The sequence below is a fragment of the Streptomyces sp. Ag109_G2-15 genome, from assembly GCF_900215565.1.
Taxonomy (GTDB): Bacteria; Actinomycetota; Actinomycetes; order Streptomycetales; family Streptomycetaceae; genus Streptomyces; species Streptomyces diastatochromogenes.
Window position 1 is genome coordinate 5,337,397 of the sequence record NZ_OCNI01000001.1, and the last position, 26,487, is coordinate 5,363,883.

The 26,487-nt window shown below is 70.9% G+C and carries 23 protein-coding genes and 1 pseudogene; 12 read left to right on the top strand and 12 right to left on the bottom strand.

Annotated features, from left to right (window positions below; genetic code table 11):
- The 6 genes from CRP49_RS23960 to CRP49_RS23985 all read right to left on the bottom strand — a co-directional run bounded on the left by CRP49_RS23960 (nucleotide 1) and on the right by CRP49_RS23985 (nucleotide 6,513).
- Entirely contained in the window at nucleotides 1–933 is a 933-nt protein-coding gene (locus CRP49_RS23960) for a branched-chain amino acid ABC transporter permease (RefSeq protein ID WP_094220285.1), read from the bottom strand.
- Nucleotides 934–1,040: 107 nt separating this feature from the next.
- Nucleotides 1,041–2,276, bottom strand: coding sequence for a branched-chain amino acid ABC transporter substrate-binding protein (locus CRP49_RS23965; protein WP_097255243.1), 1,236 nt, complete (start codon nucleotides 2,274–2,276; stop codon nucleotides 1,041–1,043).
- A 290-nt stretch (nucleotides 2,277–2,566) separates the two neighbouring features.
- The gene (locus tag CRP49_RS23970; protein ID WP_097255244.1) at nucleotides 2,567–3,175 is read right to left on the bottom strand and encodes a Tat pathway signal sequence domain protein; all 609 of its coding nucleotides are present in this window, start codon (nucleotides 3,173–3,175) and stop codon (nucleotides 2,567–2,569) included.
- Nucleotides 3,172–3,585, bottom strand: coding sequence for a hypothetical protein (locus CRP49_RS23975; RefSeq protein WP_097255245.1), 414 nt, complete (start codon nucleotides 3,583–3,585; stop codon nucleotides 3,172–3,174). Before CRP49_RS23975 ends, CRP49_RS23970 begins: the two co-directional genes overlap by 4 nt.
- Nucleotides 3,586–3,651: 66 nt before the next feature.
- On the bottom strand, nucleotides 3,652–4,137 hold the full coding sequence (locus CRP49_RS23980; protein ID WP_097255246.1) for a PaaI family thioesterase: 486 nt from the start codon (nucleotides 4,135–4,137) through the stop codon (nucleotides 3,652–3,654).
- Between the two features lie 48 nt (nucleotides 4,138–4,185).
- Nucleotides 4,186–6,513 (bottom strand): FdhF/YdeP family oxidoreductase, encoded by a 2,328-nt coding sequence (locus CRP49_RS23985; protein WP_097255247.1) that lies wholly within the window; start codon nucleotides 6,511–6,513, stop codon nucleotides 4,186–4,188.
- 183 nt (nucleotides 6,514–6,696) lie between these two features.
- On the opposite strand from CRP49_RS23985, the gene polA reads away from it, so the two are divergent.
- Both polA and CRP49_RS23995 read left to right on the top strand, forming a co-directional pair.
- Entirely contained in the window at nucleotides 6,697–9,423 is a 2,727-nt protein-coding gene (polA, locus tag CRP49_RS23990) for a DNA polymerase I (protein ID WP_097255248.1), read from the top strand.
- Nucleotides 9,424–9,742: 319 nt separating this feature from the next.
- A complete protein-coding gene (locus CRP49_RS23995; RefSeq protein WP_179851736.1) occupies nucleotides 9,743–10,150 on the top strand; it encodes a hypothetical protein in 408 nt (135 codons plus the stop codon).
- Here the strand turns inward: CRP49_RS23995 and CRP49_RS24000 are convergent.
- Nucleotides 10,068–10,925 (bottom strand): DUF4184 family protein, encoded by an 858-nt coding sequence (locus CRP49_RS24000; RefSeq protein WP_097255249.1) that lies wholly within the window; start codon nucleotides 10,923–10,925, stop codon nucleotides 10,068–10,070. The genes CRP49_RS23995 and CRP49_RS24000 overlap by 83 nt on opposite strands.
- A 318-nt stretch (nucleotides 10,926–11,243) precedes the next feature.
- Between CRP49_RS24000 and CRP49_RS24005 the strand changes: the two genes are divergently transcribed.
- From CRP49_RS24005 to CRP49_RS24010, 3 genes are all read left to right on the top strand, one after another.
- The gene (locus CRP49_RS24005; protein ID WP_097255250.1) at nucleotides 11,244–12,956 is read left to right on the top strand and encodes a lytic transglycosylase domain-containing protein; all 1,713 of its coding nucleotides are present in this window, start codon (nucleotides 11,244–11,246) and stop codon (nucleotides 12,954–12,956) included.
- 160 nt (nucleotides 12,957–13,116) lie between these two features.
- Complete coding sequence (locus tag CRP49_RS46255) at nucleotides 13,117–13,251, top strand: SPW_0924 family protein (RefSeq protein WP_107487117.1); 135 nt, start codon at nucleotides 13,117–13,119, stop codon at nucleotides 13,249–13,251.
- Nucleotides 13,252–13,278: 27 nt separating this feature from the next.
- On the top strand, nucleotides 13,279–14,271 hold the full coding sequence (locus CRP49_RS24010) for a DUF3068 domain-containing protein (RefSeq protein ID WP_097255251.1): 993 nt from the start codon (nucleotides 13,279–13,281) through the stop codon (nucleotides 14,269–14,271).
- Here CRP49_RS24010 and hrpB read toward each other — a convergent pair.
- Both hrpB and CRP49_RS24020 read right to left on the bottom strand, forming a co-directional pair.
- Nucleotides 14,261–16,786 (bottom strand): ATP-dependent helicase HrpB, encoded by a 2,526-nt coding sequence (gene hrpB, locus CRP49_RS24015; RefSeq protein WP_097255252.1) that lies wholly within the window; start codon nucleotides 16,784–16,786, stop codon nucleotides 14,261–14,263. The genes CRP49_RS24010 and hrpB overlap by 11 nt on opposite strands.
- Before the next feature lie 67 nt (nucleotides 16,787–16,853).
- Nucleotides 16,854–17,680: pseudogene (locus CRP49_RS24020) on the bottom strand (class I SAM-dependent methyltransferase).
- Nucleotides 17,681–18,050: 370 nt separating this feature from the next.
- On the opposite strand from CRP49_RS24020, the gene rpsA reads away from it, so the two are divergent.
- Nucleotides 18,051–19,541, top strand: coding sequence for a 30S ribosomal protein S1 (gene rpsA / locus CRP49_RS24025; RefSeq protein WP_097255253.1), 1,491 nt, complete (start codon nucleotides 18,051–18,053; stop codon nucleotides 19,539–19,541).
- Nucleotides 19,542–19,722: 181 nt separating this feature from the next.
- Here rpsA and CRP49_RS24030 read toward each other — a convergent pair whose 3' ends face one another.
- A complete protein-coding gene (locus CRP49_RS24030; protein ID WP_097255254.1) occupies nucleotides 19,723–20,682 on the bottom strand; it encodes a nitrous oxide reductase family maturation protein NosD in 960 nt (319 codons plus the stop codon).
- 202 nt (nucleotides 20,683–20,884) lie between these two features.
- On the opposite strand from CRP49_RS24030, the gene CRP49_RS24035 reads away from it, so the two are divergent.
- The 3 genes from CRP49_RS24035 to CRP49_RS24045 all read left to right on the top strand — a co-directional run bounded on the left by CRP49_RS24035 (nucleotide 20,885) and on the right by CRP49_RS24045 (nucleotide 23,019).
- Nucleotides 20,885–21,823, top strand: coding sequence for a PAC2 family protein (locus CRP49_RS24035; RefSeq protein WP_097255255.1), 939 nt, complete (start codon nucleotides 20,885–20,887; stop codon nucleotides 21,821–21,823).
- A 118-nt stretch (nucleotides 21,824–21,941) separates the two neighbouring features.
- Nucleotides 21,942–22,589: a dephospho-CoA kinase gene (coaE, locus tag CRP49_RS24040; RefSeq protein WP_097255256.1), complete on the top strand. Its 648-nt coding sequence runs from the start codon at nucleotides 21,942–21,944 to the stop codon at nucleotides 22,587–22,589.
- 49 nt (nucleotides 22,590–22,638) lie between these two features.
- Nucleotides 22,639–23,019 (top strand): tetratricopeptide repeat protein, encoded by a 381-nt coding sequence (locus CRP49_RS24045; protein WP_097255257.1) that lies wholly within the window; start codon nucleotides 22,639–22,641, stop codon nucleotides 23,017–23,019.
- Between the two features lie 97 nt (nucleotides 23,020–23,116).
- Here CRP49_RS24045 and CRP49_RS24050 read toward each other — a convergent pair whose 3' ends face one another.
- On the bottom strand, nucleotides 23,117–23,437 hold the full coding sequence (locus CRP49_RS24050) for a DUF6343 family protein (protein WP_179851737.1): 321 nt from the start codon (nucleotides 23,435–23,437) through the stop codon (nucleotides 23,117–23,119).
- Between the two features lie 64 nt (nucleotides 23,438–23,501).
- Between CRP49_RS24050 and CRP49_RS24055 the strand changes: the two genes are divergently transcribed.
- The 3 genes from CRP49_RS24055 to CRP49_RS24065 all read left to right on the top strand — a co-directional run bounded on the left by CRP49_RS24055 (nucleotide 23,502) and on the right by CRP49_RS24065 (nucleotide 25,705).
- Nucleotides 23,502–24,410 (top strand): acyltransferase domain-containing protein, encoded by a 909-nt coding sequence (locus CRP49_RS24055; RefSeq protein ID WP_097255259.1) that lies wholly within the window; start codon nucleotides 23,502–23,504, stop codon nucleotides 24,408–24,410.
- Nucleotides 24,411–24,484: 74 nt separating this feature from the next.
- Complete coding sequence (locus CRP49_RS24060; RefSeq protein WP_097257512.1) at nucleotides 24,485–25,165, top strand: bifunctional 2-polyprenyl-6-hydroxyphenol methylase/3-demethylubiquinol 3-O-methyltransferase UbiG; 681 nt, start codon at nucleotides 24,485–24,487, stop codon at nucleotides 25,163–25,165.
- 75 nt (nucleotides 25,166–25,240) lie between these two features.
- Nucleotides 25,241–25,705 carry a DoxX family protein gene (locus tag CRP49_RS24065; RefSeq protein ID WP_097255260.1) on the top strand — a complete coding sequence of 155 codons (465 nt, stop codon included), beginning with the start codon at nucleotides 25,241–25,243 and terminating at the stop codon, nucleotides 25,703–25,705.
- 133 nt (nucleotides 25,706–25,838) lie between these two features.
- Here the strand turns inward: CRP49_RS24065 and CRP49_RS24070 are convergent, their stop codons facing one another.
- Nucleotides 25,839–26,468, bottom strand: coding sequence for an RNA-binding S4 domain-containing protein (locus CRP49_RS24070; protein ID WP_097255261.1), 630 nt, complete (start codon nucleotides 26,466–26,468; stop codon nucleotides 25,839–25,841).
- Between the last annotated feature and the right edge of the window lie 19 nt (nucleotides 26,469–26,487).

A 26,487-nucleotide genomic window follows, 5' to 3' on the forward strand; every position in this document is an offset into this window, starting at 1 on the left:
TCACGCCCTGTCCGCGACGCGCTCGCCGAGCAGGCCCTGTGGCCTGAACAGCAGAACGAGGATGAGGAGTACGAACGCCCAGACGTCTGCCCAGGACTGGCTGCCGAACTTGTCCATGCCGGGGATGTCGGAGATGTAGGCGGTGGACAGGGCCTCGGCGACACCGAGGACGAGGCCGCCGAGCATGGCGCCGTAGATGTTGCCGATGCCGCCGAGGACGGCCGCGGTGAAGGCCTTCAGGCCGAGGATGAAGCCCATACGGAAGTCGATCTGGCCGTACTTGAGGCCGTAGGCCACGGATCCGACGGCGGCGAAGGTGGCACCGAGGGCGAACGCGACCACGATGATGCGGTCGGTGTTGATGCCCATCAGCTTCGCGGTGTCCGGGTCCTGGGCGGTGGCCTGCATGCCGCGCCCGGTACGGGTGCGCATCACGAAGTAGGCGAGGAAGGCCATGCTGAGCGGCGCCGCGCAGACCAGGAAGATGTCACCGGTCTGGATCGTGACGTTGCCGATCTCGAAGGGGCCGCCGGGGATGCTCGGGAAGGTGCGGGCGGACTTGGCGCCCGGGTACCAGGCCCACACCGCCTGCTGCAGGGCCAGGGAGAGGCCGATGGCGGTGATGAGGGGAGCGAGGCGCGGGGCGCTGCGCAGGGGCCGGTAGGCGAACCGTTCCGCTCCGACGGCGACGGTGGTGGCGACGAGGATGGCGCCGACGAGCATGAGCGGCAGGGCCACCCACATCGAGGTGCCGTCGGGAAGTATGTATGCGTAGACCGTGAGCGCGCCGAACGCTCCGGTCATGAAGATCTCGCCGTGGGCGAAGTTGATGAGCTGGACAATGCCATAGACCATTGTGTAGCCGATGGCGACCAGCCCGTACATGGATCCAAGTAGCAGGCCGTTGACCAGCTGCTGCGGCAGTTCGTTCACCGCATGTCCTCCGAGCGTTCGGAAAGTTCGACGGATGTGGCCGGATGCGAGTCCGCGCGGGGCGCCTGTGGAACAGCGCCCCGCGCGGCTCGTGGTGCGGGTGTGGGTCAGCCGCCGTTGTAGGTGCCGGACTCCACGGCCTTCCAGGCACCGCCCGTGACGGAGTAGACGGTGAGCTGCTTGTTGGTCGCGTCACCGTACTCGTCGAAGGAGACCTTGCCGGTCACACCGTCGAAGGAGACGTTCTGCATCGCGGCGGTGATCTTCGCGCGGGCGTCGGACGGCAGCTTGCCGCCGTTGTCGTCCACGACCTTCTTCACGGCCTCGATGATCGACCAGGCCGAGTCGTAGGAGTAACCGCCGTACGCCGCGTACGCCTCCTTGTAGCCCGCCGCCTTGTAGTTGTCGACGAACTCCTTGGCGGAGGGGAGGGTCTCGACCGGCGCACCGACCGAGGTGGCGAGGTCACCGGTGCCCGAGGCGCCGGCCAGCTTGATGAAGTCGTCGGCGTAGATGCCGTCACCGCCGACCAGCGGGATCTTGGCGCCGGCGGCCTTGATCTGCTTGCTGAGCGGGCCGGCCTGCGGGTACTCGCCGCCGTAGTAGACCACCTGGGCACCGGAGTTCTTCACCTTGGTGGCGACCGCGGAGAAGTCCTTGGTGTCGGGGTTGATGTGCTCGGTGCCGACGATCTTGCCGCCGAGCTTCTTGAACTCGTCGGTGAACGTCCCGGCGAGGCCGGCGCCGTAGGTCTTCTTGTCGTCGATGACGAAGGCCTTGGTCTTCTTGGCCTTGTTGTAGACGTACTGGGCGGCGAACGGGCCCTGGATGGCGTCCGTGGTCGCGGTGCGGAAGTACGACTTGTACGTACGCGACTTCGAGGTCCGCCAGTCGGGACCCTGGGTCAGGTCCGGGCTGGTGTTGGCCGGGGAGACCTCGACCAGCTTCGCGTCGTCGAAGACCTTCTGCATCGACTGGGCGACCGAGGAGTTCAGCGGACCGACCACGCCGAGGACGCCCGACTCGCCGACGAACTTGGTGGCGTTCGTCTGGCCGGAGGAGGGCTGGGCCTGGTCGTCGAGGGCCTCGACCTTGAAGGTGATGCCCTTGACATAGTTCTTCTTGTTGGCCTGCTTGGCCGCGAGGTCCACGGAGTTCCGGATGCCCAGGCCCAGGGCGGACAGGTCGCCGGTCAGCGGGGCGTCGACGCCGATGGTGACGGTGGTGCCGCCGTTGCCGGAGTCCGATCCCTTGTCGCCGCTGTCGCGCGAGCCGCAGGCGGTGAGGGTGAGTGCACCCGCCGCCAGGGCGGCGGTGATGGCGATGAGCGAACGTTGACGCACGATCAGTCCTTTCCGATCGACAACCGCATCCCCGTGGAAACGGTCGAGCCGCGCGCGCCTGGCCGAAGTGAGAATCCGACTGCGCGGTGACTGGCCGTGACTCTAGGCGTGTGTGGGGAACGTGGAGGAGGGTCTGACCAATGCTGTGACGCTCTTGTTATGACACGAGGTAATGCAGAGCGGTACACGGTGGGGGGAACGCCGGAATTCAGACCGATTCGCCCTGTCCGCATTGTGAGAACCCGCAGGACTCACCGTGATCCGTTCAGGTGTCTCGGGGGTTTTGGTGATTACGCACCACTGTTGCTGCAGGCGACTTTCAGGGCGTGTGAGAGGTGCTGTGCGTAGTGGGGGCCGAGGATGAAACTCTGAATCTGTATTGCGCGCGTATTACGTAGAGTTACTTCCAGGAAAGGCATCCCGGCGTCCTTCGGAACCTTTCCGCATTCCGTCACATGCATGGTTATGGTGATCTTGCGGGGAGCGCCTGCCTTTGTCCGGAAGGGGACGTGTGGCGCCGCGGCCGCCGAGAGGCCGGCGTACGGCTGGGTCACCCGGGTGACGGTGACCGGCGGTCCCGACTCCACGCGCATCAGCACCTCGAAGCTGAAGCTGCGGGCCGGCGCGCCGGGCGGGGTGGCCCGGTCGCGCAGGTACGACATCGCCACCACCTGTGCGGGGTACGGCACTTCGGGCGGTGGCGGCTGCTGCGGGCGGGTCGCGTAGAGATAGCCGCCGCCCGCGAGTACGGCCGCGGTGGCGGCGAGAGCCAGGACGGCGCGGCGGTGGCGGGCGTACAGGGCCGCGAGCGGCGCGCGTCTTCGGCCGAGGGGCGCTTCCTGCGCGGTGTCCCACGCGCGCGTGCCCTCGCCGGGCTCCAGGGGGCCGATGCCGCTCATTGCCACGGACCTCCGCTCGGCGTTCCGTGCCGGTACCGCTCGGCGCAGGCACTGCGGGACTGACGGTCGATCAACTCGTCGGCGGCAGCGGCCCCTTGGCGCCGCTCGGCCGCGCGCGCCGCGTCCACGACGGTCCGCAGGATCTCATACTGCCCGTTGGACAGCCCCATGGACTGGTAGTCGCCGTAGGTGCCGCTGTCGAGCACTTTGCGCGACCAGTACGCGACGATCCTGGCGCACAGCTCGGCTTCGGAGGTCGGTGACGCGGAGACCGTGCCGCTGTGCGGGGTACGAGCGGGTGCGCCCGATCCGGCGCACCCACCCGTCAGTACGGCAGCCAGCAGTGCCAGTGCGAGTCCCCGCCCCGTGACTCCCGGCCAGGGGGCTCCGTGCCGAAGCCGCGGTCCCATGTGCCGAAGCTAAGGGGAGGCACGGCGCGGGGCAACGGCCCGGCGCCGGCCGCTCGGCGGCCGGGATCAGCCCTTGACGACCTGGGCGCCGTCCTCCGGCTTGAGGTCGCGCAGCAGACAGGTCAGCCGCGCGCTGCACACCCGGCGGCCCTCCTCGTCACTGATCACGATCTCGTACGTCGCCGTCGACCGCCCCCGGTGCACCGGCGTGGCCACACCGGTCACCAGGCCCGAGCGGACCCCGCGGTGGTGCGTGCAGTTCAGGTCCACGCCGACCGCGATCTTCGAGCTGCCGCCGTGCAGCATGGAGCCGACCGAGCCCAGGGTCTCCGCGAGCACCGCGGACGCGCCTCCGTGCAGCAGCCCGTACGGCTGGGTGTTGCCCTCCACCGGCATCGTGCCGACGACCCGGTCCGCCGACGCCTCCAGGATCTGCACGCCCATCCGCGTCCCGAGGTGGCCTGCCGAGAACAGCGCGGGCAGGTCGACACCGAGCGCGGCGTACTCGTCGATGACTTCCTGCGGGAATTTCACCTGCTGCTGCTCACCCATGGGCCCGGCTCCGTTCGTCGTACACCTGTCTCGTGGCTGAGCAAACGCTCAGTCGGTGGCCGATTGTTCCAGACGGGCTTCCGGGCGGGTCCCCGGGCGGCTCTCCGGCGCGGTCTCCAGGCGGACCACGACGGACTTGCTGGCCGGGGTGTTGCTGGTGTCGGCGGTGGCGTCCAGCGGCACGAGCACGTTGGTCTCCGGGTAGTACGCCGCCGCGCAGCCCCGGGCCGTCGGATAGTGCACGACCCGGAAGCCGGGGGCCCGCCGCTCCACGCCGTCCTTCCACTCGCTCACCAGGTCCACGTACGACCCGTCGGCGACCCCCAGGGTCCGCGCGTCCTCCGGGTTGACCAGCACCACCCGGCGGCCGGCCGTGATGCCCCGGTAGCGGTCGTCCAGGCCGTAGATCGTGGTGTTGTACTGGTCGTGCGAGCGCAGCGTCTGCAGCAGCAGCCGGCCCTCGGGCAGCTCCGGGTACTCCACCGGCGCCGCCGTGAAGTTCGCCTTGCCGGTCGCGGTCGGGAAGCGGCGCTCGTCGCGCGGCGCGTGCGGCAGCGTGAAGCCGCCCGGGTGGGCCACGCGCGCGTTGAAGTCCTCGAAACCGGGGATCACGCGCGCGATGCGGTCGCGGATCGTCGCGTAGTCCTTCTCGAACTCCTCCCACGGCGCCTTGCTGTCCGCGCCGAGCACCCGGCGCGCCATCCGGCACACGATCGCCGGCTCGGACAGCAGCTGCCGGCTCGCCGGCGCGAGCCGCCCGCGCGAGGCGTGCACCATGCCCATGGAGTCCTCGACGGTGACGAACTGCTCGCCGCTGCCCTGCAGATCCCGCTCGGTGCGGCCCAGCGTCGGCAGGATCAGGGCACGCGCGCCCGTGACGACATGCGAGCGGTTGAGCTTGGTCGACACGTGCACGGTGAGCCGCGCGCGCCGCATGGCCGCCTCGGTGACCTCGGTGTCGGGGGAGGCGGAGATGAAGTTGCCGCCCATGGCGAAGAACACCTTCGCCTCGCCGTCCCGCAGCGCACGGATGGCCTGTACGACGTCGAAGCCGTGCTCGCGCGGGGGAGCGAACCCGAACTCCTTCTCCAGCGCGTCCAGGAAGGCCGGGGCGGGCCGCTCGAAGATGCCCATCGTGCGGTCGCCCTGCACGTTGGAGTGGCCGCGCACCGGGCACACGCCCGCGCCCGGGCGGCCGATGTTGCCGCGCAGGAGCAGGAAGTTGACCACTTCGCGGATGGTCGGGACGGCGTGCTTGTGCTGGGTCAGGCCCATGGCCCAGCAGACGATGGTGCGCTCGGAGGCGAGGACCATGCCGAGCGCTTCCTCGATCTCCTCCCGGGACAGGCCGGTCGCCCTGAGCGTCTCGTCCCAGTCGGCGGCACGCGCGGCCTCGGCGAACTCCTCGTACCCGTGTGTGTGCTCGCGCACGAACTCCTCGTCGACCGCGCCCTCGGTCTCCAGGATCAGCTTGTTGAGGAGACGGAACAGGGCCTGATCGCCGCCGATGCGGATCTGCAGGAACAGATCGGTGAGGGCGGCGCCCCTGAGCATGCCCTGCGGGGTCTGCGGGTTCTTGAACCGCTCCAGGCCGGCCTCGGGCAGCGGGTTGACGCTGATGATCTTCGCACCGTTCGCCTTGGCCTTCTCCAGCGCGGAGAGCATGCGCGGATGGTTCGTCCCCGGGTTCTGGCCCGCGACGATGATCAGGTCGGCCCGGTAGAGGTCCTCCAGCAGGACGCTGCCCTTGCCGATGCCGATCGTCTCGGAGAGCGCCGAGCCGGACGATTCGTGGCACATGTTCGAGCAGTCGGGCAGGTTGTTGGTGCCCAGCTCGCGCGCGAAGAGCTGGTACAGGAACGCGGCCTCGTTGCTGGTCCGGCCCGAGGTGTAGAAGACGGCCTCGTCGGGGGAGCCGAGGGCGGAGATCTCCTCCGCGATGATGTCGAAGGCACGCTCCCAGCTGACCGGCTCGTAGTGATCGCCGCCCTCGGGCAGATGCATGGGGTGCGTGAGCCGTCCCTGCTGCCCCAGCCAGTACCCGCTCCTGGTGGCCAGGTCGGCGACGGAGTGCGCGGCGAAGAACTCCGGGGTGACCCGGCGCAGGGTGGCCTCCTCGGCGACCGCCTTGGCGCCGTTCTCGCAGAACTCCGCCTTGTGCCGGTGGTCCGGCTCCGGCCAGGCACAGCCCGGGCAGTCGAAGCCGTCCTTCTGGTTCACCCGCAGCAGGGTCAGCGCGGTGCGCTTCACGCCCATCTGCTGCTGGGCGATGCGCAGGGTGTGCCCGATGGCGGGCAGCCCCGCCGCCGCGTGCTTCGGCTCCGCGACCTGCGGCGCGTCCTGAACCGGATCACCCTTGGGCGGCTTGGTCGCCATCGCACGGTCCCCTTCGACTGCGTGTGAGAAATACGCCTCTACGTGTGAGAAGTACGCCTCCGATCCTCGCACGGGGCACCGACAGCCGTGAGCCCCGGCCCTGCCCGGATCCGTGGGGTTCCAGGCGGGGTGCCGAACCCGTCGCGGCCCGGACTGTCAGTGGGGCGTGGCAGGATCGGGGGCGTGGCAGAGACAGCATCGAAGAAGACCGACAAGAACCCCGGCGTTACCCGTCCCCGGCTGATGCTCATGGACGGGCACTCGCTGGCCTACCGCGCGTTCTTCGCGCTGCCCGCGGAGAACTTCACGACCGCGACGGGCCAGCCGACGAACGCGATCTACGGCTTCGCGTCGATGCTGGCCAACACCCTGCGTGACGAGGCCCCCACGCACTTCGCGGTGGCCTTCGACGTCTCCCGCAAGACGTGGCGCTCCGAGCAGTTCACCGAGTACAAGGCGAACCGCTCCAAGACCCCCGACGAGTTCAAGGGCCAGGTCGAGCTGATCGGCGAGCTGCTCGACGCCATGCACGCGCCGCGCTTCGCCGTCGAGGGCTTCGAGGCCGACGACGTCATCGCCACCCTCGCCACCCAGGCCGAGGCCGAGGGCTTCGAGGTGCTGATCGTCACCGGCGACCGCGACTCCTTCCAGCTCGTCACCGAGAACACGACCGTGCTGTACCCGACGAAGGGTGTCTCGGAGCTGACCCGCTTCACCCCGGAGAAGGTTCTCGAGAAGTACGGGTTGACGCCCGCCCAGTACCCCGACTTCGCGGCCCTGCGCGGCGACCCGTCCGACAACCTGCCCGGCATCCCCGGTGTCGGCGAGAAGACCGCCGCGAAGTGGATCAACCAGTTCGGCTCGTTCGCGGAGCTGGTCGAGCGCGTCGACGAGGTCAAGGGCAAGGCGGGACAGAACCTTCGCGACCACCTGGAGGCGGTCAAGCTCAACCGCCGCCTCACCGAGCTGGAGCGCCAGGTCGAGCTGCCGAAGACGGTCACCGACCTGGAGCGTGCTCCGTACGACCGCAAGACCGTCGCGATGGTCCTGGACACCCTGGAGATCCGCAACCCGTCCCTGCGGGAGCGTCTCTTCGCCGTCGACCCGGGCGCCGAGGAGGCCGAGACCACTCCGGTCGCGGCGGAGGGCGTCGAGCTGGACGGCAAGATCCTCGGCACCGGCGAGCTGTCCCCCTGGCTGGCCGAGCACGGCACCAAGACCCTCGGCGTCGCCACCGTCGACACCTGGGCCCTGGGCACCGGCTCGGTCGCCGAGGTCGCTCTCGCCGCGGCCGAGGGCGCGGCCGCCTGGTTCGACCCCGCCGAGCTGGACGAGACCGACGAGAACGCGTTCGCGGCCTGGCTGGCCGACGCCGGCCGCCCCAAGGTGTTCCACAACGCCAAGGGCGCCATGCGCGTCTTCGCCGAGCACGGCTGGAGCGTCGAGGGCGTCGCCATGGACACCGCCCTCGCCGCCTACCTGGTCAAGCCGGGCCGCCGCTCCTTCGACCTGGACGCGCTGTCCCTGGAGTACCTGCACCGCGAGCTGGCCCCCGCCGCCGCGGCCGACGGCCAGCTGGCCTTCGGCGCGGACGACGGCGCCGAGGCCGAGGCGCTGATGATCCAGGCCCGCGCCGTCCTCGACCTGGGCGAGGCCTTCGAGGAACGCCTCCAGGAGGTCGGTGCCGCCGACCTCCTGCGGGACGTGGAGCTGCCCACCTCCGTCCTGCTCGCCCGCATGGAGCGCCACGGCATCGCCGCCGACCGCGCACACCTCGAGGCGATGGAGCAGATGTTCGCGGGCGCGGTGCAGCAGGCCGTGAAGGAGGCGCACGCGGCCGCCGGGCACGAGTTCAACCTGGGCTCGCCCAAGCAGCTCCAGGAGGTCCTCTTCGGCGAGCTGGCCCTGCCCAGGACGAAGAAGACCAAGACCGGCTATACCACCGACGCCGACGCCCTCGCCTGGCTCGCCACCCAGACGGACAACGAACTGCCGGTGATCATGCTCCGGCACCGCGAGCAGGCGAAGCTCCGCGTCACGGTCGAGGGCCTGATCAAGACCGTCGCCGGCGACGGCCGTATCCACACCACCTTCAACCAGACGGTGGCCGCGACCGGCCGGCTGTCCTCCACGGACCCGAACCTGCAGAACATCCCGGTCCGCACCGACGAGGGCCGGGCGATCCGCCGCGGCTTCGTGGTCGGCGAGGGCTTCGAGTCCCTGATGACCGCCGACTACAGCCAGATCGAGCTGCGCGTGATGGCCCACCTCTCCGAGGACGAGGGCCTGATCGAGGCGTTCACCTCCGGCGAGGACCTGCACACCACGGCGGCCTCCCAGGTGTTCGGCGTCGAGCCCACCGCGGTGGACGCGGAGATGCGCCGCAAGATCAAGGCGATGTCGTACGGCCTGGCCTACGGCCTCTCCGCCTTCGGTCTCTCCCAGCAGCTGAACATCGACGCGGGCGAGGCCCGTGCGCTGATGGACGCCTACTTCGAGCGCTTCGGTGGCGTCCGGGACTATCTGCGCCGAGCGGTCGACGAGGCCCGGGCGACGGGCTACACGGCGACGCTCTTCGGGCGCCGCCGCTACCTCCCGGACCTCAACAGCGACAACCGCCAGCGCCGCGAGGCGGCCGAGCGCATGGCGCTGAACGCGCCGATCCAGGGCACGGCGGCGGACATCGTCAAGATCGCCATGCTCAACGTCGACCGGGCCCTGCGTGAGGCGGACCTCAAGTCCCGCATGCTCCTCCAGGTCCACGACGAAATCGTCCTGGAGATCGCCCCCGGCGAACGCAAGGCCACCGAGGAGATCGTCCGCCACGAGATGGCCGACGCGGTCCACCTGAGGGCCCCGCTCGACGTCTCCGTGGGCGTGGGCCCGGACTGGGAGTCGGCGGCGCACTAGCCTTCGGCAATGCAGCGGAGGGGCGTTTTCAGCCAAGGGCAGGACAACGCCCCTCCGCCGCTGCGGGTGCCGGTGGGTGCCGAGGCGGGCGACTCCCCCTCGCCTCCGCCACGGCTGCTGGTCGCCCGCCGGCGCGAAGAAGTTCTCCGCCGCGACGGCGATCGACCCCCACGGCGCATCCCGGCGGTGCCGGACCCACCGGACCACCCCCGCTGCCACCCCACCCGCACCCGAATCCGGCTGAACCCCCGGAGGGCCCGTCACTCACGTGGCCCCCGCCAGAACGCCCCCCGAGCCCCGTAACCGCAACACTGCGAGCATGGGTATACGCATGCTCCACCGCCGGACGCCCGAGGCGCAGGGCGGCACCCCGGCCCGGGCGGACACCGCCACGGACCGAGCCACGCCCGCCTCGCCGGTCCCGGCCCTCGCGGCCGACGCAAGCACCGCCCGCATCCCCGCCGACCTGGCCACGACCGTACGCAGGGCCGCGGTGGACCTCCGGCGCCGACTGGCCGCCCGCACACGCCACGCCCCCGACTGGCGCGCCTGGCCCGACCTTCTCCGCGGCTACCTCGCGCTGCTGCTCACCCTGATCCCGAGGGCACGCCCCAGACGCACCCTCACCGTGTTCGTGGCCCCCGTCATCGAGCGGCCGACCGGTCCCGAGCGGCACCGGCCGCCATTGCGGGACTGCCCGGAACCGGGGCAGGGCGCCACACCCTGACCCCGGCCGCGTACACCAGCACTCCGAGGACCAGCCCGGCGCCCACACCGAAGCAGAGCGTGGGCACCAGGTCCCAGGGGTTCGCGTGCGCACCCCAGTACTCCCGCCACCGCGTCGCCCGCTGCACCGCCCCCGTCAGGGCGCAGCCGCCGAGTACGCAGGCGGCCCACCACCGGTCCCGTACGGACAGGGCGGGCACCCCCACCGGCTCGCCGGCCGGCGAGCGCCGCAGCGCACGTACCAGGAACACGGCGATCACCACGGCGGCCACCGCGGACGTGCCGTACTGCAGCCATGAGTAGAGCGGCATGCCCGCCAGGCTCCGTCCGAGGGCCGGAATCAGCCGCGACCCCCACCGGTCGTGATGCGTGAACGCGTCCCACACGACATGCGTCAGCGCGCCGAGCACCGCGGAGACGTACCACCACAGCACGGAAACGGCCCGCACGCGCGCGCGTGGCGCACCGCACCGCAGCAGCGTGGCCGGCCGCCCCTGCCGGCCCCGGGGCAGCAGAGCCACCAGCGGTTCCCGGACGAGCAGCCACAGCCCCACCAAAGCCCAGGAGATGAGCACGTCCACGCCGACCACACCCGTGAACGAGTGCGTGACCGACCCGAACTCCATTGCGCCCGGCAGGACACTCGCCGCGTAGTAGGTCAGGTCGGGCGCGAAGGAGCCCGCGACGAGCACCGAGGGCACCAGCCGGCCCCGGCCCGCGCCGTCCCGGCGGATGGCGGGCAGTACGGCCGCCGCATGGCTGAGCGTGAACGGCAACAGAGCCCCCTGGAACGGTCGTCGGCCGTGGCACCGGAACCGGTGATCATGTCCGTCCAGTATGCGTGAGTACCGTCCGACGCCCCCCACACCAACGGAAGTTGGCCAACCGGTGAAAAACGGGCGCGAACGGGTGCCCGGGCAAAGGAAGGTGTCGTAGGGTCACCTGGGTCGCAGTGCCGGGCGCACGTTCGAACGTACGTCGCGCGGATGGAAAGGCGGAACAGGGGCAACCAGAGCACCGGGTCAACCGTCAGACCAGAGCGAGGCACACGGACGGAGACGGACGCAGGGGCGTCCACGGGAGGGGTTCACTCTATGGCGGCGCACATCGGCAGGCGGCTGCGCAAGGGAGCGGCGACCACCGCCGTGGCCGCGGCAGCGGTCGCGGCTCTGTCCGCGTCCCAGGCTCCGGGAGCCACCGGCGAGGACCACGGCAGACAGGCCACGGCCGGCGCCAGCACCCCGGTACCGGACGTGGCCGCCGACGGTAGCGCCAACGCCACCGGCAACTCGCCGTACTACACGGACCTGCCGCCGCTCAACAGCCCCAACCCCAGCCCGTCGCCCACCATCGGCACCCCCGTCTCCCGGGGCCCGGCCGAGGCCGGTATCCCCGCGACGGTCCTCGACGCCTACAAGAAGGCCGAGGCCGAGCTGCGCACCTCCAAGCCGGGCTGCAACCTGCCCTGGCAACTCCTGGCCGCCATCGGCAAGGTCGAGTCGGGCCATGCCCGCGGCGGTCGCGTCGACGCCAACGGCACCACCCTGGGCCGGATCCTCGGCCCGCAGCTCGACGGCAACGGCTTCGCGCTCATCAAGGACACCGACCACGGCGAGTACGACGGCAACAGCCAGTACGACCAGGCCGTCGGCCCGATGCAGTTCATCCCGTCCACCTGGGCCTGGGCCGGCCGCGACGGCAACGGCGACGGCAAGGCGGACCCCAACAACGCCTACGACGCCGCGCTCGCCGCCGGCCACTACCTGTGCCGCAACGACTGGGACATGTCCACCCAGGCCGGCCTGTACAGCGCGATCCTCAGCTACAACAACTCGCAGGACTACCTGAACCTGGTCCTGAGCTGGCTGGAGTACTACCGCAAGGGCACCCACTCCGTGCCCGACGGCACCGGCGGCGTGCCCTCCCACCGCAGCGACGACGGCTCGAAGCACCACACCAAGAAGCCCTCCGACCCGCCGAAGACCAAGCCGGAGCCGGGCAAGCCCGGCGGCGGCAAGGACACGCCCGACCCGAAGCCGCCGAAGCCGCCGGCCCCGCCCACCCCCTCCGACACCGTGGACCACCTGGAGGACGCGGGCAACGGCACCACGAAGCTCACCGCGATGGCCGGCGACGCGTTCGCCCAGCGGATCAGCACCCGTGCCGAGACCAAGGCCGGGGCGGCCGTCGGCAAGGTCCGGATCCGGTTCACCATCACCGGCGATACCGACGCCACCTTCGTCGGCGGCGAGACCGTGGCCACCATCGCCACCGACGCCAAGGGCGTGGCGCTCGCACCGGCGCTCCAGGCGGGCGAGAAGACCGGCGCCTTCAAGATCACCACCGCTGTCGTCGGCCACCAGGTCAAGGGGGTCGACTACACGGCCACCGTCACCGCACGCGCCGCCGACACCCTCGCCCGCACCAGCGACACCCCGCTGACCTGCACCCCGGGCGGCGAGTTCGCCGACCAGGTCCAGGTGAAGGCGACGTACAAGGGCGCCGTCGCCGACAAGGTCGCGGCCACCGCCACCCTGATCAAGTCCGCCGACGACGCCACCGAGAACGACAAGGGCCCCTACTTCAAGGACGCCGACGGCAAGGTCGTACGCACCCTCACCGACCTCCAGACGGACGACAAGGGCCTGCTGACACTGCCGAAGCTGTACGCGGACGACACCACCGGCACCTTCCTGCTCCGCATCACCACCACGGGCGGCGCGACCCTCACCGTCGAACTGAAGGTCGCCGCGGCCGACGCCTCGGCCAGCCCCTCGCCCTCGCCGAGCCCGTCCGCGAGCTCCTGACGGCACACACCCGACACCGGGCGAACAGGGCGCCTCTTCCGCCATGGCGGAGGGGGCGCCCTCGTCTGTGTGCGCGACGTGTTCTCATCTCGGCCGCCCATTGCTACGGTGCCTGCCGCACCTGACGATCCATCAGGAACCGTCCGCCGGGAGGCCCCGCATGCGTGCCCTGATCGCCGCCGCGACCGGTCTCGCCCTCGCGCTCGCCCTGGTCCTGGCAGTGAGCGCCATGGGCACACCGACGGGCCGGACGTCCCCCAAGCCGCTGCTGACGACGGTGCCCGCGCACCCGTAGCAGCACCCGTCCCGGAGGGAGGCCGGAATGCGCCGCAACGCAAGCCTGGTCCTGCTCGGCTGCGCCGTGTTCTTCGCGGCGCTGTCCCCGCTGCTGCGCTGGTACGCCTTCCCGCGCCTGGCCAGGATCCCGCCGAACCAGTACCAGGACATGGTCCTGGAGGCCAAGGACGCCACCCTCCTCGACTACGGCACCATGCGCGCGAAGAAGGTCTCCAAGGTGACCATCGTGCAGACCCTCAAGGGCAACGTGGAGGCCGCCGAGAAGATCGAGAAGAGCGCGGGGCGACCCGTCGTCGTCTGGGACGGGCTGTCCTACCTCCAGGACCCCGACGGCAAGATGATCTCCCGGATCCCGGAGCGCTACATCTTCGACGCCCACAGCCAGGACCCCGTCCACGCCACCGGCGAGTCCGTCGACGGCGACCCGGTCAAGCGGGACGGCATCGAGTTCAAGTGGCCCTTCCTGACCCAGAAGCGCGACTACGAGTACTTCGACGCGCAGACCCGCACCACCAACCCCATCCACTACAAGGGCACCCAGACCTTCCGCGGCCTGAAGGTCTACTACTTCGAACAGACCATCCCCTGGACCAAGGTCCTCATGCCCAAGACCATGCCGGTCCAGGGCATCACCCCCGAGTCGGTGGCGAAGACCGGCACCACCCGCTGGTACAGCACCGTCCGGAAGTTCTGGGTCGAACCGGTCACCGGAGCGCCCGTCTACGGCGAAGAGCTCCACAAGGAGGAGCTGCGCGGCGGCACCCTGCTCGGCGGCCGCGCCAAGGTGACGGCGTTCGCCGGGGACGTGAAGATGCGCGAGGACTACATCGAACACACCGTCGCCCTCGTCAAACACAACCGCACCCTGGTCCTCCTGATGACCTCCTACCTGCCCTGGGGCTTCCTGGCCCTCGGCCTCCTGCTCCTCGCGCTCTCCCTCTACCTGGAGGCACGCGGCCGCCGCCCCGAGGGCCCGGCACACACACAGGCGACGGAAACCGAACCGGTCAGCGCCTGAGCCGCGCGTTGGTGTGCCGGGTGGGTTCGGCGGTCGCCGGGTCCTCGGGCCACGGATGCTTCGGATAGCGCCCCCGCAGCTCCGCGCGCACACCCTTGTAGCCGTCCTTCCAGAAGGAGGCGAGATCGGCCGTGACGGCGGCCGGCCGTCCGGCGGGGGAGAGGAGATGGACCAGCAGCGGCACCCCCGCCACGGCGGGTGTCTCCCGCAACCCGAACATCTCCTGCAGCTTCACCGCGAGGACAGGCCGCTCCGGGTCCCCGTAGTCGATCCGGATTCTGGACCCACTGGGTACGGCGATCCGTTCCGGCGCCAGCTCCTCCAGCCGGGCGGCCTCCCCGCTCGCCCAGGGCAGCAGCCGCGCGAGGGCCTGCCCGGCGTCGATCCGCCCGAGATCGGCCCGCCTGCGGGCCCGGCCCAGCTCCGGCTCCAACCACTCGTCCACGCGCGCGTGCAGGGCTTCGTCCGACACGTCCGGCCACGGCGCACCGAGGTGGCTGTGCAGGAACGCCAGCCGCTGCCGCAGCACCTCCGCCTCCGCGGACCACCGCAACAGCCCGAACCCCTCCTGCCGTAGCCCTTCCAGAAGGGCGCCGCGTACGAGACCGGGACCGACGTCCTTCAGCGGCCGTACGGCCAACTCGATGGCCCTCAGCCGCTCGACACGCCGAGCCACGACATCCCCGTCGCCCCAGTGCACCTCGTCCCGTTCCTCGAACAGCGCCCCGGCCGCCGCTCGCGCCACGTCCTCGTGCACGCCCGCCGCCAGCCGCACGCGCGCGTGCCCCTTCCCACCGGGCCGATCGGCGGAGGCGACGACGATCCAGGGCGCCCCACGCAGCGCCGACCCCTCGGACAACTCGGCCCGAGTTCCGGAGGCCATGAGGTACGACCCGCCGTCGAGCTTGGCGACGCGCTCGGGGAACGCGAGAGCGGCGACGAGCCCGGTGAGCCTGTCGTCGCCGGTGCGTGGCTCTACTCGAACGTCCGCCTGTGACCGACGGGCATGCGTGGGCGGGTGGGAAAACTCCCCAGAGACGGCCCGCAGCCGCCGCACCTCCGCAGCCCACCGACCCGCGTAGGCGTCACCCCCACGCCGAGCACGCCTCAAAGCACCAGCGAGATCATCCCCGTAATCCCGCGGCACCTCTTCAGAAAGCAGAGCGACAACCGAGGCACCCCCACCGGAGGTGTCCAGCAGCGCCCGCCCCAGCCGAGGGTGCACCCCCAGGCGCCCCAACCGCTGACCGACCTCCGTGGCCCGACCGACGGAGTCCACCGCCCCCACCGCTGCCAACGCGGAGCGCGCGGCCGCCATCGCCCCACCCGGCGGTGCGTCCAGCAACGCCAGTCCGGACGCGTCCGGATCGCCCCAGCAGGCCGCCTGAAGGGCGAACGCGGTCAGGTCGGCCACCTTGATCTCCGGCGCCGGAAAGGCCGGCAGCCGGACGTCCTCGGCCTCCGTCCAGCACCGGTACACCACACCCGGCGCCTCACGCCCGGCCCGCCCCGCCCGCTGCCGCCCGGCCGCCCGCGACGCCCGTACCGTCGCCAGTCCGCTCAGTCCGCGCGCGTGGTCCACACGCGGCTCCCGCGCCAGCCCCGAGTCGACCACCACCCGCACCCCGGGCACGGTCAGCGACGACTCCGCCACGGACGTGGCCAGCACCACCCGGCGCCGCTCCCCGGGCGCCAGCACCGCGTCCTGCACGGCGGCCGGCGCCCGCCCGTGCACCTGCAGCACCTCGACATCACCCGGATCGCCCAGCTGCCCGGCCACGCGCGCGATCTCGCCCACCCCGGGCAGGAAACACAGCACGTCCCCCTCCCGCTCGGCCAGCGCCCGCCGCACCACCGACGCCACATGGCCCAGCAGCGCCGGATCGACCCACATGCCGTGCGGCGGCCGTACCGGACGCACGGGAGGCGCCCAGACGACGTCCACGGGATGCGCGACTCCCTCGGCCTCGACCACCGGAGCACCGCCGAGCAGCCGCGCCCAGCCCTGCGCGTCCGTGGTCGCCGACGCGGCCACCAGCCGCAGCTCCGGCCGCAGCGTCTGCCGTACGTCCCAGAGGAAGGCGGCCACCGTGTCGGCGTCCAGATGCCGCTCGTGGCACTCGTCGAGCACCACCACGTCGACGCCGGCCAGCTCCGGATCCCGTTGCAGCCGCTGCAACAGCACACCGGTCGTCACGACCTCCACGCGCGCGTGCCGCCCCACGACCCGCTCGCCGCGCACCGTGTGGCCGACGCTCTCGCCGGGCTTCTCACCCAGCAGCCACGCCATCCGCCGGGCCGCCGCCCGCGCAGCGATCCGCCGCGGCTCGGCCACCACGACCCGCCGCGCGGGACCGCCGCCGACCAGCCCCGCCAGCACGAGCGGCACCAGCGTCGTCTTGCCGGTGCCGGGCGGCGCCACGAGCACGGCCGTGCCGTGCCCGTCCAGGGCGTCGCTCAGGGCGGGCAGGGCGGCATGGACGGGCAGCGCGTCCAGGGCGTCGTAACGGATCACGCCCCTAGTGTCGTACGACGCCGAAAACGCCCCCCACGCGCGCGTGCGCATAAGCGGACGAGACCGCTCAGTCCCGCTCGCAGACGAAGACGGCCGTACCCGGGATCAGGTTCCCGCGCAGGGGGGACCAGCCGCCCCACTCCGAGGTGTTCCACGCCGGCCACTCCGGCTCCACCAGGTCCACGAGCCGGAAGCCCGAGGCCACGATGTCCCGGACCCGGTCGCCGAGCGTCCTGTGGTGCTCGACGTACACCGCGCGGCCCTCCTCGTCCTGCTCCACGTAGGGCGTGCGGTCGAAGTAGGACGCGGACACCGACAGGCCCTCGGGACCGGGCTCGTCCGGGAACGCCCAGCGGATCGGGTGCGTCACCGAGAAGACGAAGCGGCCACCCGGCCGCAGCACCCGCCGCACCTCGCGCAGCACCAGCCGGGGGTCGGCCACGAACGGCAGCGCCCCGTACGCGGAGCACGCGAGGTCGAAGGAGCCGTCCGCGAAGGGCAGCGCGCCGGCGTCGGCGCAGACCAGGGGAAACGATCCGCCGATGCGCAGGGCGTGCTGGAGCTGGCGGTGCGAGAGGTCCAGGGCCACCGGGTGGGCGCCCTGGGCGGCCAGCCAGCGCGCGCACTGGGCCGCGCCGGCGCCGATCTCCAGGACGTCCTTGCCCTTCAGGTCCTCCGGGGCGCCGAGCAGCTCGGCCTCCACCTCGTCCAGGCCCTCCGGGCCCCACACGAAGCGGTCGTCGCCGAGGAACGTGCCGTGATCGATCTGGTACTCGTCGGCGTTGCGGTCCCACCAGCCACGGTTGGCCCGGGTGCTCTCCGCGACCCCGGCGTCACGTCGGGTGGCTTCCGGCTCGAGCCCCTCGGGGCGAGCGTTTCAGGCTCTTGGATGATCGGCTCCCTCGTCGTACTCTTCCGTCCAACCCGCCGGGCGCGCGCGTGTCACGGAAGGGGTCCCGCAGCCCTGCGTGGCCTGCTGGGACGATTTTTTGTGCCGGGTATGCGGCGATCCGCCCGGGTGTGCGCCTTCGCGCATTGACCCTGTCCGGCTGCCCCCGTATGCTACAAGTTGCGCTGCGGGCCTGCGCACCTCAGACGTAGCAGGCTGCGCTCGCATCTGTTGTATGTCCCCTCGGTTGTCGAGGCGCCATCACCAGTTCTCTGGTGGGGCGCTTCCTTGGCTGTCCGGCTTCTTCAGAGCGATACGGGCTCCCGGCGTAGCAGTACCTACGACTTCAATGTCCGTACCGGAGCCCTTTCCCACATGACGAGCAGCACCGAGACCACCGCCACCACCCCGCAGGTTGCGGTCAACGACATCGGTAACGAGGAAGCCTTCCTCGCCGCGATCGACGAGACGATCAAGTACTTCAACGACGGCGACATCGTCGACGGCGTCATCGTGAAGGTCGACCGGGACGAGGTCCTGCTCGACATCGGTTACAAGACCGAAGGTGTCATCCCGAGCCGCGAGCTCTCGATCAAGCACGACGTCGACCCGAACGAGGTCGTCGCCGTCGGTGACGAGATCGAGGCCCTTGTTCTCCAGAAGGAGGACAAGGAAGGCCGCCTGATCCTCTCGAAGAAGCGCGCCCAGTACGAGCGTGCCTGGGGCACCATCGAGAAGATCAAGGAAGAGGACGGCATCGTCACCGGTACCGTCATCGAGGTCGTCAAGGGTGGTCTCATCCTCGACATCGGCCTCCGTGGCTTCCTCCCGGCCTCCCTGGTCGAGATGCGCCGCGTCCGCGACCTCCAGCCCTACGTGGGCAAGGAGCTCGAGGCCAAGATCATCGAGCTGGACAAGAACCGCAACAACGTGGTCCTGTCCCGCCGTGCCTGGCTGGAGCAGACCCAGTCCGAGGTCCGCCAGACGTTCCTCACGACCCTGCAGAAGGGTCAGGTCCGCTCCGGCGTGGTCTCCTCGATCGTCAACTTCGGTGCCTTCGTGGACCTGGGTGGCGTCGACGGTCTGGTCCACGTCTCCGAGCTGTCCTGGAAGCACATCGACCACCCGTCCGAGGTTGTCGAGGTCGGCCAGGAAGTCACCGTCGAGGTCCTCGACGTCGACATGGACCGCGAGCGTGTCTCCCTGTCGCTGAAGGCGACCCAGGAAGACCCGTGGCAGCAGTTCGCCCGGACCCACCAGATCGGTCAGGTCGTCCCGGGTAAGGTCACCAAGCTGGTTCCGTTCGGTGCGTTCGTCCGCGTGGACGAGGGCATCGAGGGTCTGGTCCACATCTCCGAGCTGGCCGAGCGCCACGTGGAGATCCCGGAGCAGGTCGTGCAGGTCAACGACGAGATCTTCGTCAAGGTCATCGACATCGACCTCGAGCGTCGTCGCATCAGCCTCTCGCTGAAGCAGGCCAACGAGTCCTTCGGTGCCGACCCGGCCTCGGTCGAGTTCGACCCGACCCTGTACGGCATGGCCGCGTCCTACGACGACCAGGGCAACTACATCTACCCCGAGGGCTTCGACCCCGAGACCAACGACTGGCTCGAGGGCTACGAGAAGCAGCGCGAGGAGTGGGAGCGCCAGTACGCCGAGGCGCAGTCCCGCTTCGAGCAGCACCAGCAGCAGGTCATCAAGTCCCGCGAGGCCGACGCTGCCGCTGCCGCCGAGGGTGGCGAGGCCGCCGCTCCGGCCGCGACCGGCGGTTCGTACTCCTCCGAGGGTGCGGACACCTCCGGTGCGCTGGCCTCGGACGAGGCGCTTGCCGCGCTTCGCGAGAAGCTTGCCGGTGGCCAGAGCTGAGCGCTAGCCGCGGGGCTTAGCCGTTAGTTCTGAGGGGCCGTACCTTTCGAGGTGCGGCCCCTCAGACTTTTTGGGGGCGACCGTCCTTGGGGTGCGGCCCGGTGGGGGCTTGTCGCGCCCACGCGGCGGAGCCGCATAGTGATACAGCCCCGCGCCCCTAGGTGGGGTGCCCCGGCCCTTCTCAGGAAGTGACCGGGATATTCGTCAGGCCCTTGCCGCCCGTCACCGTGTTGGTGCTGTAGACCGTCGCCTTGCAGCCGGCGCTGTAGTTGGTCACGTTGATGGCCAGCTGGGTCGAGCCGGTGGTGCCAGTCAAAGTTGACTTGTTGTTCTTGAAGACCGTGCCGCAGCCCCAGCCGGACTGCTGGGTGTGGGTCTGGTAGCCGTCGTTGCTGGTGTTCCTGCCGGTGTTGTCCTGGACGAGGACGTCGTTGCCCTTCACGTCGACCCAGGAGTCGTCGTAGTTGGCGCCGGTCAGCCCGCTGCCGTCGAAGGTGTTGCCGACGATCTGCGCGCCCGTCGTGCCCTCCTTGATGTCCACGTTCTCGCCGCCGACGTCGGGGCCGATCGTGTTGTTCAGGATCTGGATGCGGTCGCTCCTGTCGGACAGCGTGTTCGCGGTCCCCACGTACACGCCCTCGCCCATGCCCCGGCCGTCGTTCCCGGTGTCGTAGATCCTGGAGTTCCTGATCACGCCGTCCGTGCTGGAGTTGCGGAAGTGCACGCCCTCCATGTCGAGCCCGTGCACCGTGACGCCGTCCACCACGACACCCTTGGCCGTGTCGATCACGATGCCCTTCTGGCCTCCGGTCACGGTCAGCCCGCTGACCGTCCAGTAGGACGCGCCGTTCAGGTGCAGGCCGTAGCCGCCGCCCGCGGTGAGTACGGCCCTGGGGGAGCCGGTGAGGGTGATGCGGGCCGTGGCGCCGCCCGGCGCGGCCGCCTTGAAGTTGCCGGTGTACGTGCCGTCCGCGAGATGGATCGTGTCGCCCGGCTTCGCGTTGCTGAGCGCGGTCTTGAGCTGGGCCGCGGTGCCGACCTCGACGGTCGAGGCGGCCGGGGCCGGGCCCGCGCAGAGGAGCAGGCCGCCGGTTGCGGTGGTCGCGGCGAGCAGGGAGGTGAGCAGCGTGCGCGTGCGCATGGGGGTGCCTTCCTGTCGTGCGGACGCGGATCTCATACATGAACGATGTGCGTGGATATGAACTCCGGTCTTCGTGAAGGTACGGACCAGTTGACGGGGCGTCAAGATGCGCGGACCTAGGTGCCTGATCAGCGACCTGACGCGGGAATGCCTACGCCCCAGGGCGCGTTGTCGAAGAGGAACACGAGGAGGAGCGGTCACAGTGCTTGATCCGCAGGGTTTGTACGCATGGGAGCCGAAGGGCCTGGCCGTCGTCGACATGGCGCTCGCCCAGGAGTCGGCCGGACTTGTCATGCTCTACCACTTCGACGGATACATCGACGCGGGCGAGACCGGCGACCAGATCGTCGACCGGCTCCTCGACTCACTGCCCCACCAGGTCGTGGCCCGCTTCGACCACGACCGGCTCGTGGACTACCGGGCCCGCCGCCCGCTGCTCACCTTCAAGCGGGACAGCTGGACCGACTACGAGGTGCCGGCCATCGAGGTCCACCTCGTCCAGGACGCCACCGGCGCCCCCTTCCTGCTGCTCTCCGGGCCCGAACCGGACGTGGAGTGGGAGCGGTTCGCGGCCGCCGTACGGCAGATCGTGGAGCGGCTCGGCGTCCGCCTGTCCGTGAACTTCCACGGCATCCCCATGGGCGTCCCGCACACCCGCCCCGTGGGCCTCACCCCCCACGGCAACCGCACCGACCTGATCCCGGGCCACCGCAGCCCCTTCGAGGAGGCCCAGGTCCCCGGCAGCGCCGAGTCGCTGCTGGAGTACCGCCTCATGGAGGCCGGACACGACGTCCTGGGTGTCGCCGCGCACGTCCCGCACTACATCGCCCGCTCCGCGTACCCGGACGCCGCGCTGACCGTACTGGAGGCCGTCACGGCCGCCACCGGGCTGGTGCTGCCGGGCATCGCGCACTCCCTGCGTACCGACGCGCACCGCACGCAGACCGAGATCGACCGGCAGATCCAGGAAGGCGACGAGGAACTGACCTCGCTCGTCCAGGGCCTGGAGCACCAGTACGACGCTGCCGCGGGCGCCGAGACCCGGGGCAACATGCTCGCCGAGCCGGTCGAGATTCCGTCCGCCGACGAGATCGGGCGGGAGTTCGAGCGGTTCCTCGCGGAGCGAGAGGGCGAGAACTAGAGGGTGTCTTCTGGATCACACCGACGACGCGGGGTCTGGCACGCCCTGGCGCGGCCGGCCCGGCCGTAGGGCCGACGCCGGGGTGGCCCTGTCAGTGGCAGGGCCTAAGCTTCCGCTCATGCTGAAAGTGGGCCTGACCGGCGGCATCGGCGCCGGCAAGAGCGAGGTGTCCCGGCTGCTCGTGGAGCACGGAGCCGTGCTGATCGACGCCGACCGCATCGCGCGCGAGGTCGTGGCGCCCGGCACGCCCGGGCTCGCGGCCGTGGTGGAGGCCTTCGGCGAGGAGATCCTCGCCGCCGACGGCAGCCTGGACCGGCCCAGACTCGGCTCCATCGTCTTCGCCGATCCCGAGAAGCTGGCCGTCCTCAACTCGATCGTGCATCCCCTGGTGGGCGCCCGCTCCCGCGAGCTGGAGAGCACCGCGACCGAGGGCGCCGTAGTGATCCACGACGTGCCGCTCCTCACCGAGAACGGCCTGGCGCCGCTGTACGACCTGGTGATCGTCGTCGACGCGAGCCCCGAGACCCAGCTCGACCGGCTGGTCCGGCTGCGCGGGATGACCGACGACGACGCACGCGCGCGCATGGCCGCACAGGCGACCCGCGAGCAGCGCCGGGAGATCGCGGACATCGTGATCGACAACGACGTACCCCTGGACGCGCTGCGCAAGCGCGTGGCGGAAGTCTGGGACGACCTCGTGCGCCGGGCGCGCGCCCCACGGGCGGCATCCGGGGACGGGCGGTCGCGCGACGGCGGCGCGGAATAGCTGCCTGTGGCAGGGCGTTGAACCGCCGCAGTGAGGGAAGGACTTTGCCGTGCCCGAGATCAGCGGTTCCACCGGACGTACTCCGGAGACGCACGTCATAGACTTCCGCGCGGCCGAGCAACTGCTCAACGCGCGGGATCCGCGGGGCGCGGTGAAGCTGCTGGACGGAGTCATCGCCGCACACCCCGAGAACACCGCGGCCCGGCTGCTGCGTGCGCGAGCCTTCTTCGCGGCCGCACAACTGCGGCCCGCCGAACTCGAGTTCACCATCGTGCTGGAGCGTGAGCCGGACAACGCGTTCGCGCACTTCGCGCTGGCCCGCACCTACGAACGCCAGGGCCGCCACGACCAGGCCAAGCGTCACTTCCGGCTGGCCGCCGCGCTCGACCCCAACCCGCAGTACCTGAAGGCGGCCGAGTTCGAGTCCTGACTGCGGACGGGGCCCTGCCGGGCGTCCGCGCCGAGGTGACGGGCCGTGCCGAGGGTCCGCGCCGAGGAGTCCGCGCTGACAGGCCCACAGGCCGCCGTCACGGGTGGCGGGGCCGAGGCGGGCGCGGGTAGGGCCGACCGCTCGGCCGAGGGTAAGGCGGATCGCTGTCCACCGGCCGGTACGGCGGGATGTCCCGGCCCGGCTGATAGTGCGGCCCCTGCCGGATGTGCCTGAGGATCATGGTCATGTCGACGGTGGCCACCAGCCACAGCACCCCGCAGGCGGCCGCCCAGCCGGGACGCCCGACGAACGCGAACACCGCCGTGCCGAAGATCGCCCAGACCAGCCCCCACACGCTCAGCCAGAAGCGCGCTCGCAGCGCACTGCGCGCGGTCGCCGGCTCACTGCCCGTACGCATCGGGACCACCACTCCTATCTGCAACGTACTCTTCGGAGCGGACGTTCACCAAGGGGGTCATCGCTTGCTGCCCGATGCCGACGAACTGGCCGAGGTGCTGCTCGATCTGGCAGTACCCCACGAGGACATCAACGCACTCGTACGAATGGGCCGACGCGTGAGCGACGACCCGGAACTCTCGCGGATCCTCGAAGGCGCCGTCGCCGAGCTGGTGCGAGGGCTGGGTGAGATCCGCGGCGGGGCCGACCTGCCCCAGCTCGACTGGCCATCGGGTGCCCTGCAGCGCTGCTTCCCCGTGTATGTCTTCGTGGCGGCGCTCCCCCACGTCCGCACCCACCACCGCGAGCGCGGCATCCCGGCCGACGTCTCCCGCCGCACCCTCGCCGACCTCGGGCGGAACATGGCGGTCCACCGCAGGCGCTACGGCACTGCGGGCGTGCAGGCGCCGCGCTGGCTCACCCTGCACTTCCGCGGCGAGCTGTACCAACTGGGGCGCCTGCAGTTCCAGCGGGCCCCACTCGGACAGCGCACCAGCGCGGCACTCGCCGCGGCCGGGCTGGACGCAGCCCCGGGCACGCCCTGCCTGAACCTCCACATACCCGACTTCCTCGGCCCGCTCTCGCCGGGCGCCTGTGACCGCTCGCTGGCGCTGGCCACGGAGTTCTTCGCGGGCCACTACCCCGACGAGACGTACTCGGTCGCGGCCTGCCACTCCTGGCTGCTCGACCCCCAGTTGAAGCGCCACCTGCCCGCGCAGTCCAACGTCATCCGCTTCCAGGAACGCTTCCGCATCGCCCACGAGGACACGGAACCGGCCGACACCGAGCCCGTCCAGTTCGTCTTCGGGAACCCGGACCTGCCGGTCGCCGAACTGCCGCGGCGCACGTCCGTGGAGCGGGCCGTCGGCGACCATCTGCGAGCCGGAGGGCACTGGTACATCGGGCACGGATGGTTCCCACTGCAGGGTAAATAACCCGAAAGGGTGAACCGCCGTCGGACGGGAACGGGCGTACGGAGGCCGCCCGTTGTTCGGGCATGACGGTCGAAATGCGTGAGGGATACGACGGAACAGGACCCGGTGCGATCACCCCGGACGGCTGCGCGGTCGAGCTGTACACGCGGCTTCCGGTGGGCGACGAGCCGGACGTCATCGCCGCGGCAGTGCCCGCCGGGGCCCACATCCTGGAACTGGGCAGCGGAGTGGGCCGGGTGACCCACGCCCTGCTGGAGCGCGGCTTCACGGTCACGGCGGTGGACGAGTCCGCCGAGATGCTCGCCCACGTCCGCGGGGCTCGCACGATATGCGGCCCGATCGAAGACCTGGACCTGGGCGAGAGGTTCGACGTGGTGATGCTCGCGTCGTTCCTCGTGCACAACGGCGACGTCGAGGTGAGCCGCGGCATGCTGTGCGCCTGCACCCGCCATGTCGCGGAGGGCGGCTGCGTGCTCATCCAGCGGGAGGGCGGGGACTACCACGCCAACGTGCCGAGGGAGCGGGTCGACCCGAGCGGCTTCACCGTGCGGATCGCGTCGTCGGAGCCGGTCGGCGACGGGGTGCACTCGGTGCGCGCCGAGTACGTGTTCCCGGACGCGGCCTGGACCCAGACGTTCCTCGCCCGGCCCCTCACGAAGGAACAGTTCGAGGAGGCGCTGGCGGAGGCGGGACTGGAGGTGGACGCGTATCTGACTCCGGACGGGATGTGGGTGAGGGCGGTACCGGTGGCGTAGGAGCGATGAGTTTTCGGACGGCGGGCGGTCTACCTCGGTGACAGCAACCGGGACCGCTTCACCCAGGAGACCCCCATGTCCGAGACCACCGCCCCCGCGACTTCCGCTCCCTCCACCGCCTCCGTGACCGCCCGCGGTCGCCTCGCCCGCATCGCCCTGCGCACGGTGCAGGTGCTGCTCGCCCTCTTCTACGGGACCGCGAGCGCCCTGCCCAAGCTGATCGCGCACCCGTCGGCCGTCGAGTCCTTCGACAAGATCGGCTGGGGCAGTGCGGGTATGTACACCATCGGCGCGCTCGAACTGGCCGGCGCGATCGCGCTGTTGGTCCCGGTGCTGCAGTCGGTGGCGGCGATCGCGCTGAGCGCGCTCATGGTGGGCGCGTTCATCGTCCAGCTCAGCGTCTTCGACGGTCAGTACGCGGCGACCCCGCTGATCCTGATCGTGCCGCTCGCCCTGATCGCCTGGTCCCGGCGCGGGCACAACACGGAACTGCTACGGCTGCTGGGGCGCGCGGGCCGACAGGCAGGCCGACGGGCGTGACCCATGCGGGACACCCGCAGTGACGTCGGCCGGGGCGCGGGGGCCTGGCCGACGTCAGCCGAGCGTGAAGAACCCGAGCGTGCAAAAGGGGGAGGGGAGGGGGAGGGGGGAGGGGGCCCCAAGTGGGACCGCCTCAGCGCCCCCGAGGACGCCCGCCAGACCCACCCAATCCCCCCGGCTGGCCCGCCCCGCTGGGTCCGGCGGGCCCGCCCGGCCCACCGAGTCCCCCCATACCGCCCAGCCCCCGCAGTCGTTCCATGTCGCGGCGGTCCCGCTTGGTGGGGCGGCCGGTGCCGCGGTCGCGGAGGCCGGCGGGGGCCACGGTCTCGCGGGGCGGGGGAGGCGGGGAGTTGTCGATGTAGCACTGGGCGGCCACCGGGGCGCCGACGCGCTTGCGGATCAGACGCTTGACGATCACGACCCGTTCCCGGCCCTCGTGCCGCAGGCGCACCTCGTCGCCGACGCGCACGGAGTGGGCGGGCTTCACCCGCTCGCCGTTGACGTGGACGTGCCCGCCACGGCAGGCGGTGGCGCCCAGGGAGCGGGTCTTGATCAGGCGGACGGCCCAGATCCAGCTGTCGATCCGTACGGTCTCGCCGCTGGCCTGACCGGCGGCCTCGGCCTCGGCCAACGCGGCGGCGACCTTCGGGTCGGCCGGTTGGGCACCGGAGGCTCCGGGACCCTCGGCGGTCTGGCCGGGTGCCGCTGCGCCCGATCCGCCGGTGTCACGGTTGACGTTCTCGTCCGCATCCTCGGAAGCCATGTCCCGACCTTAACCCGCC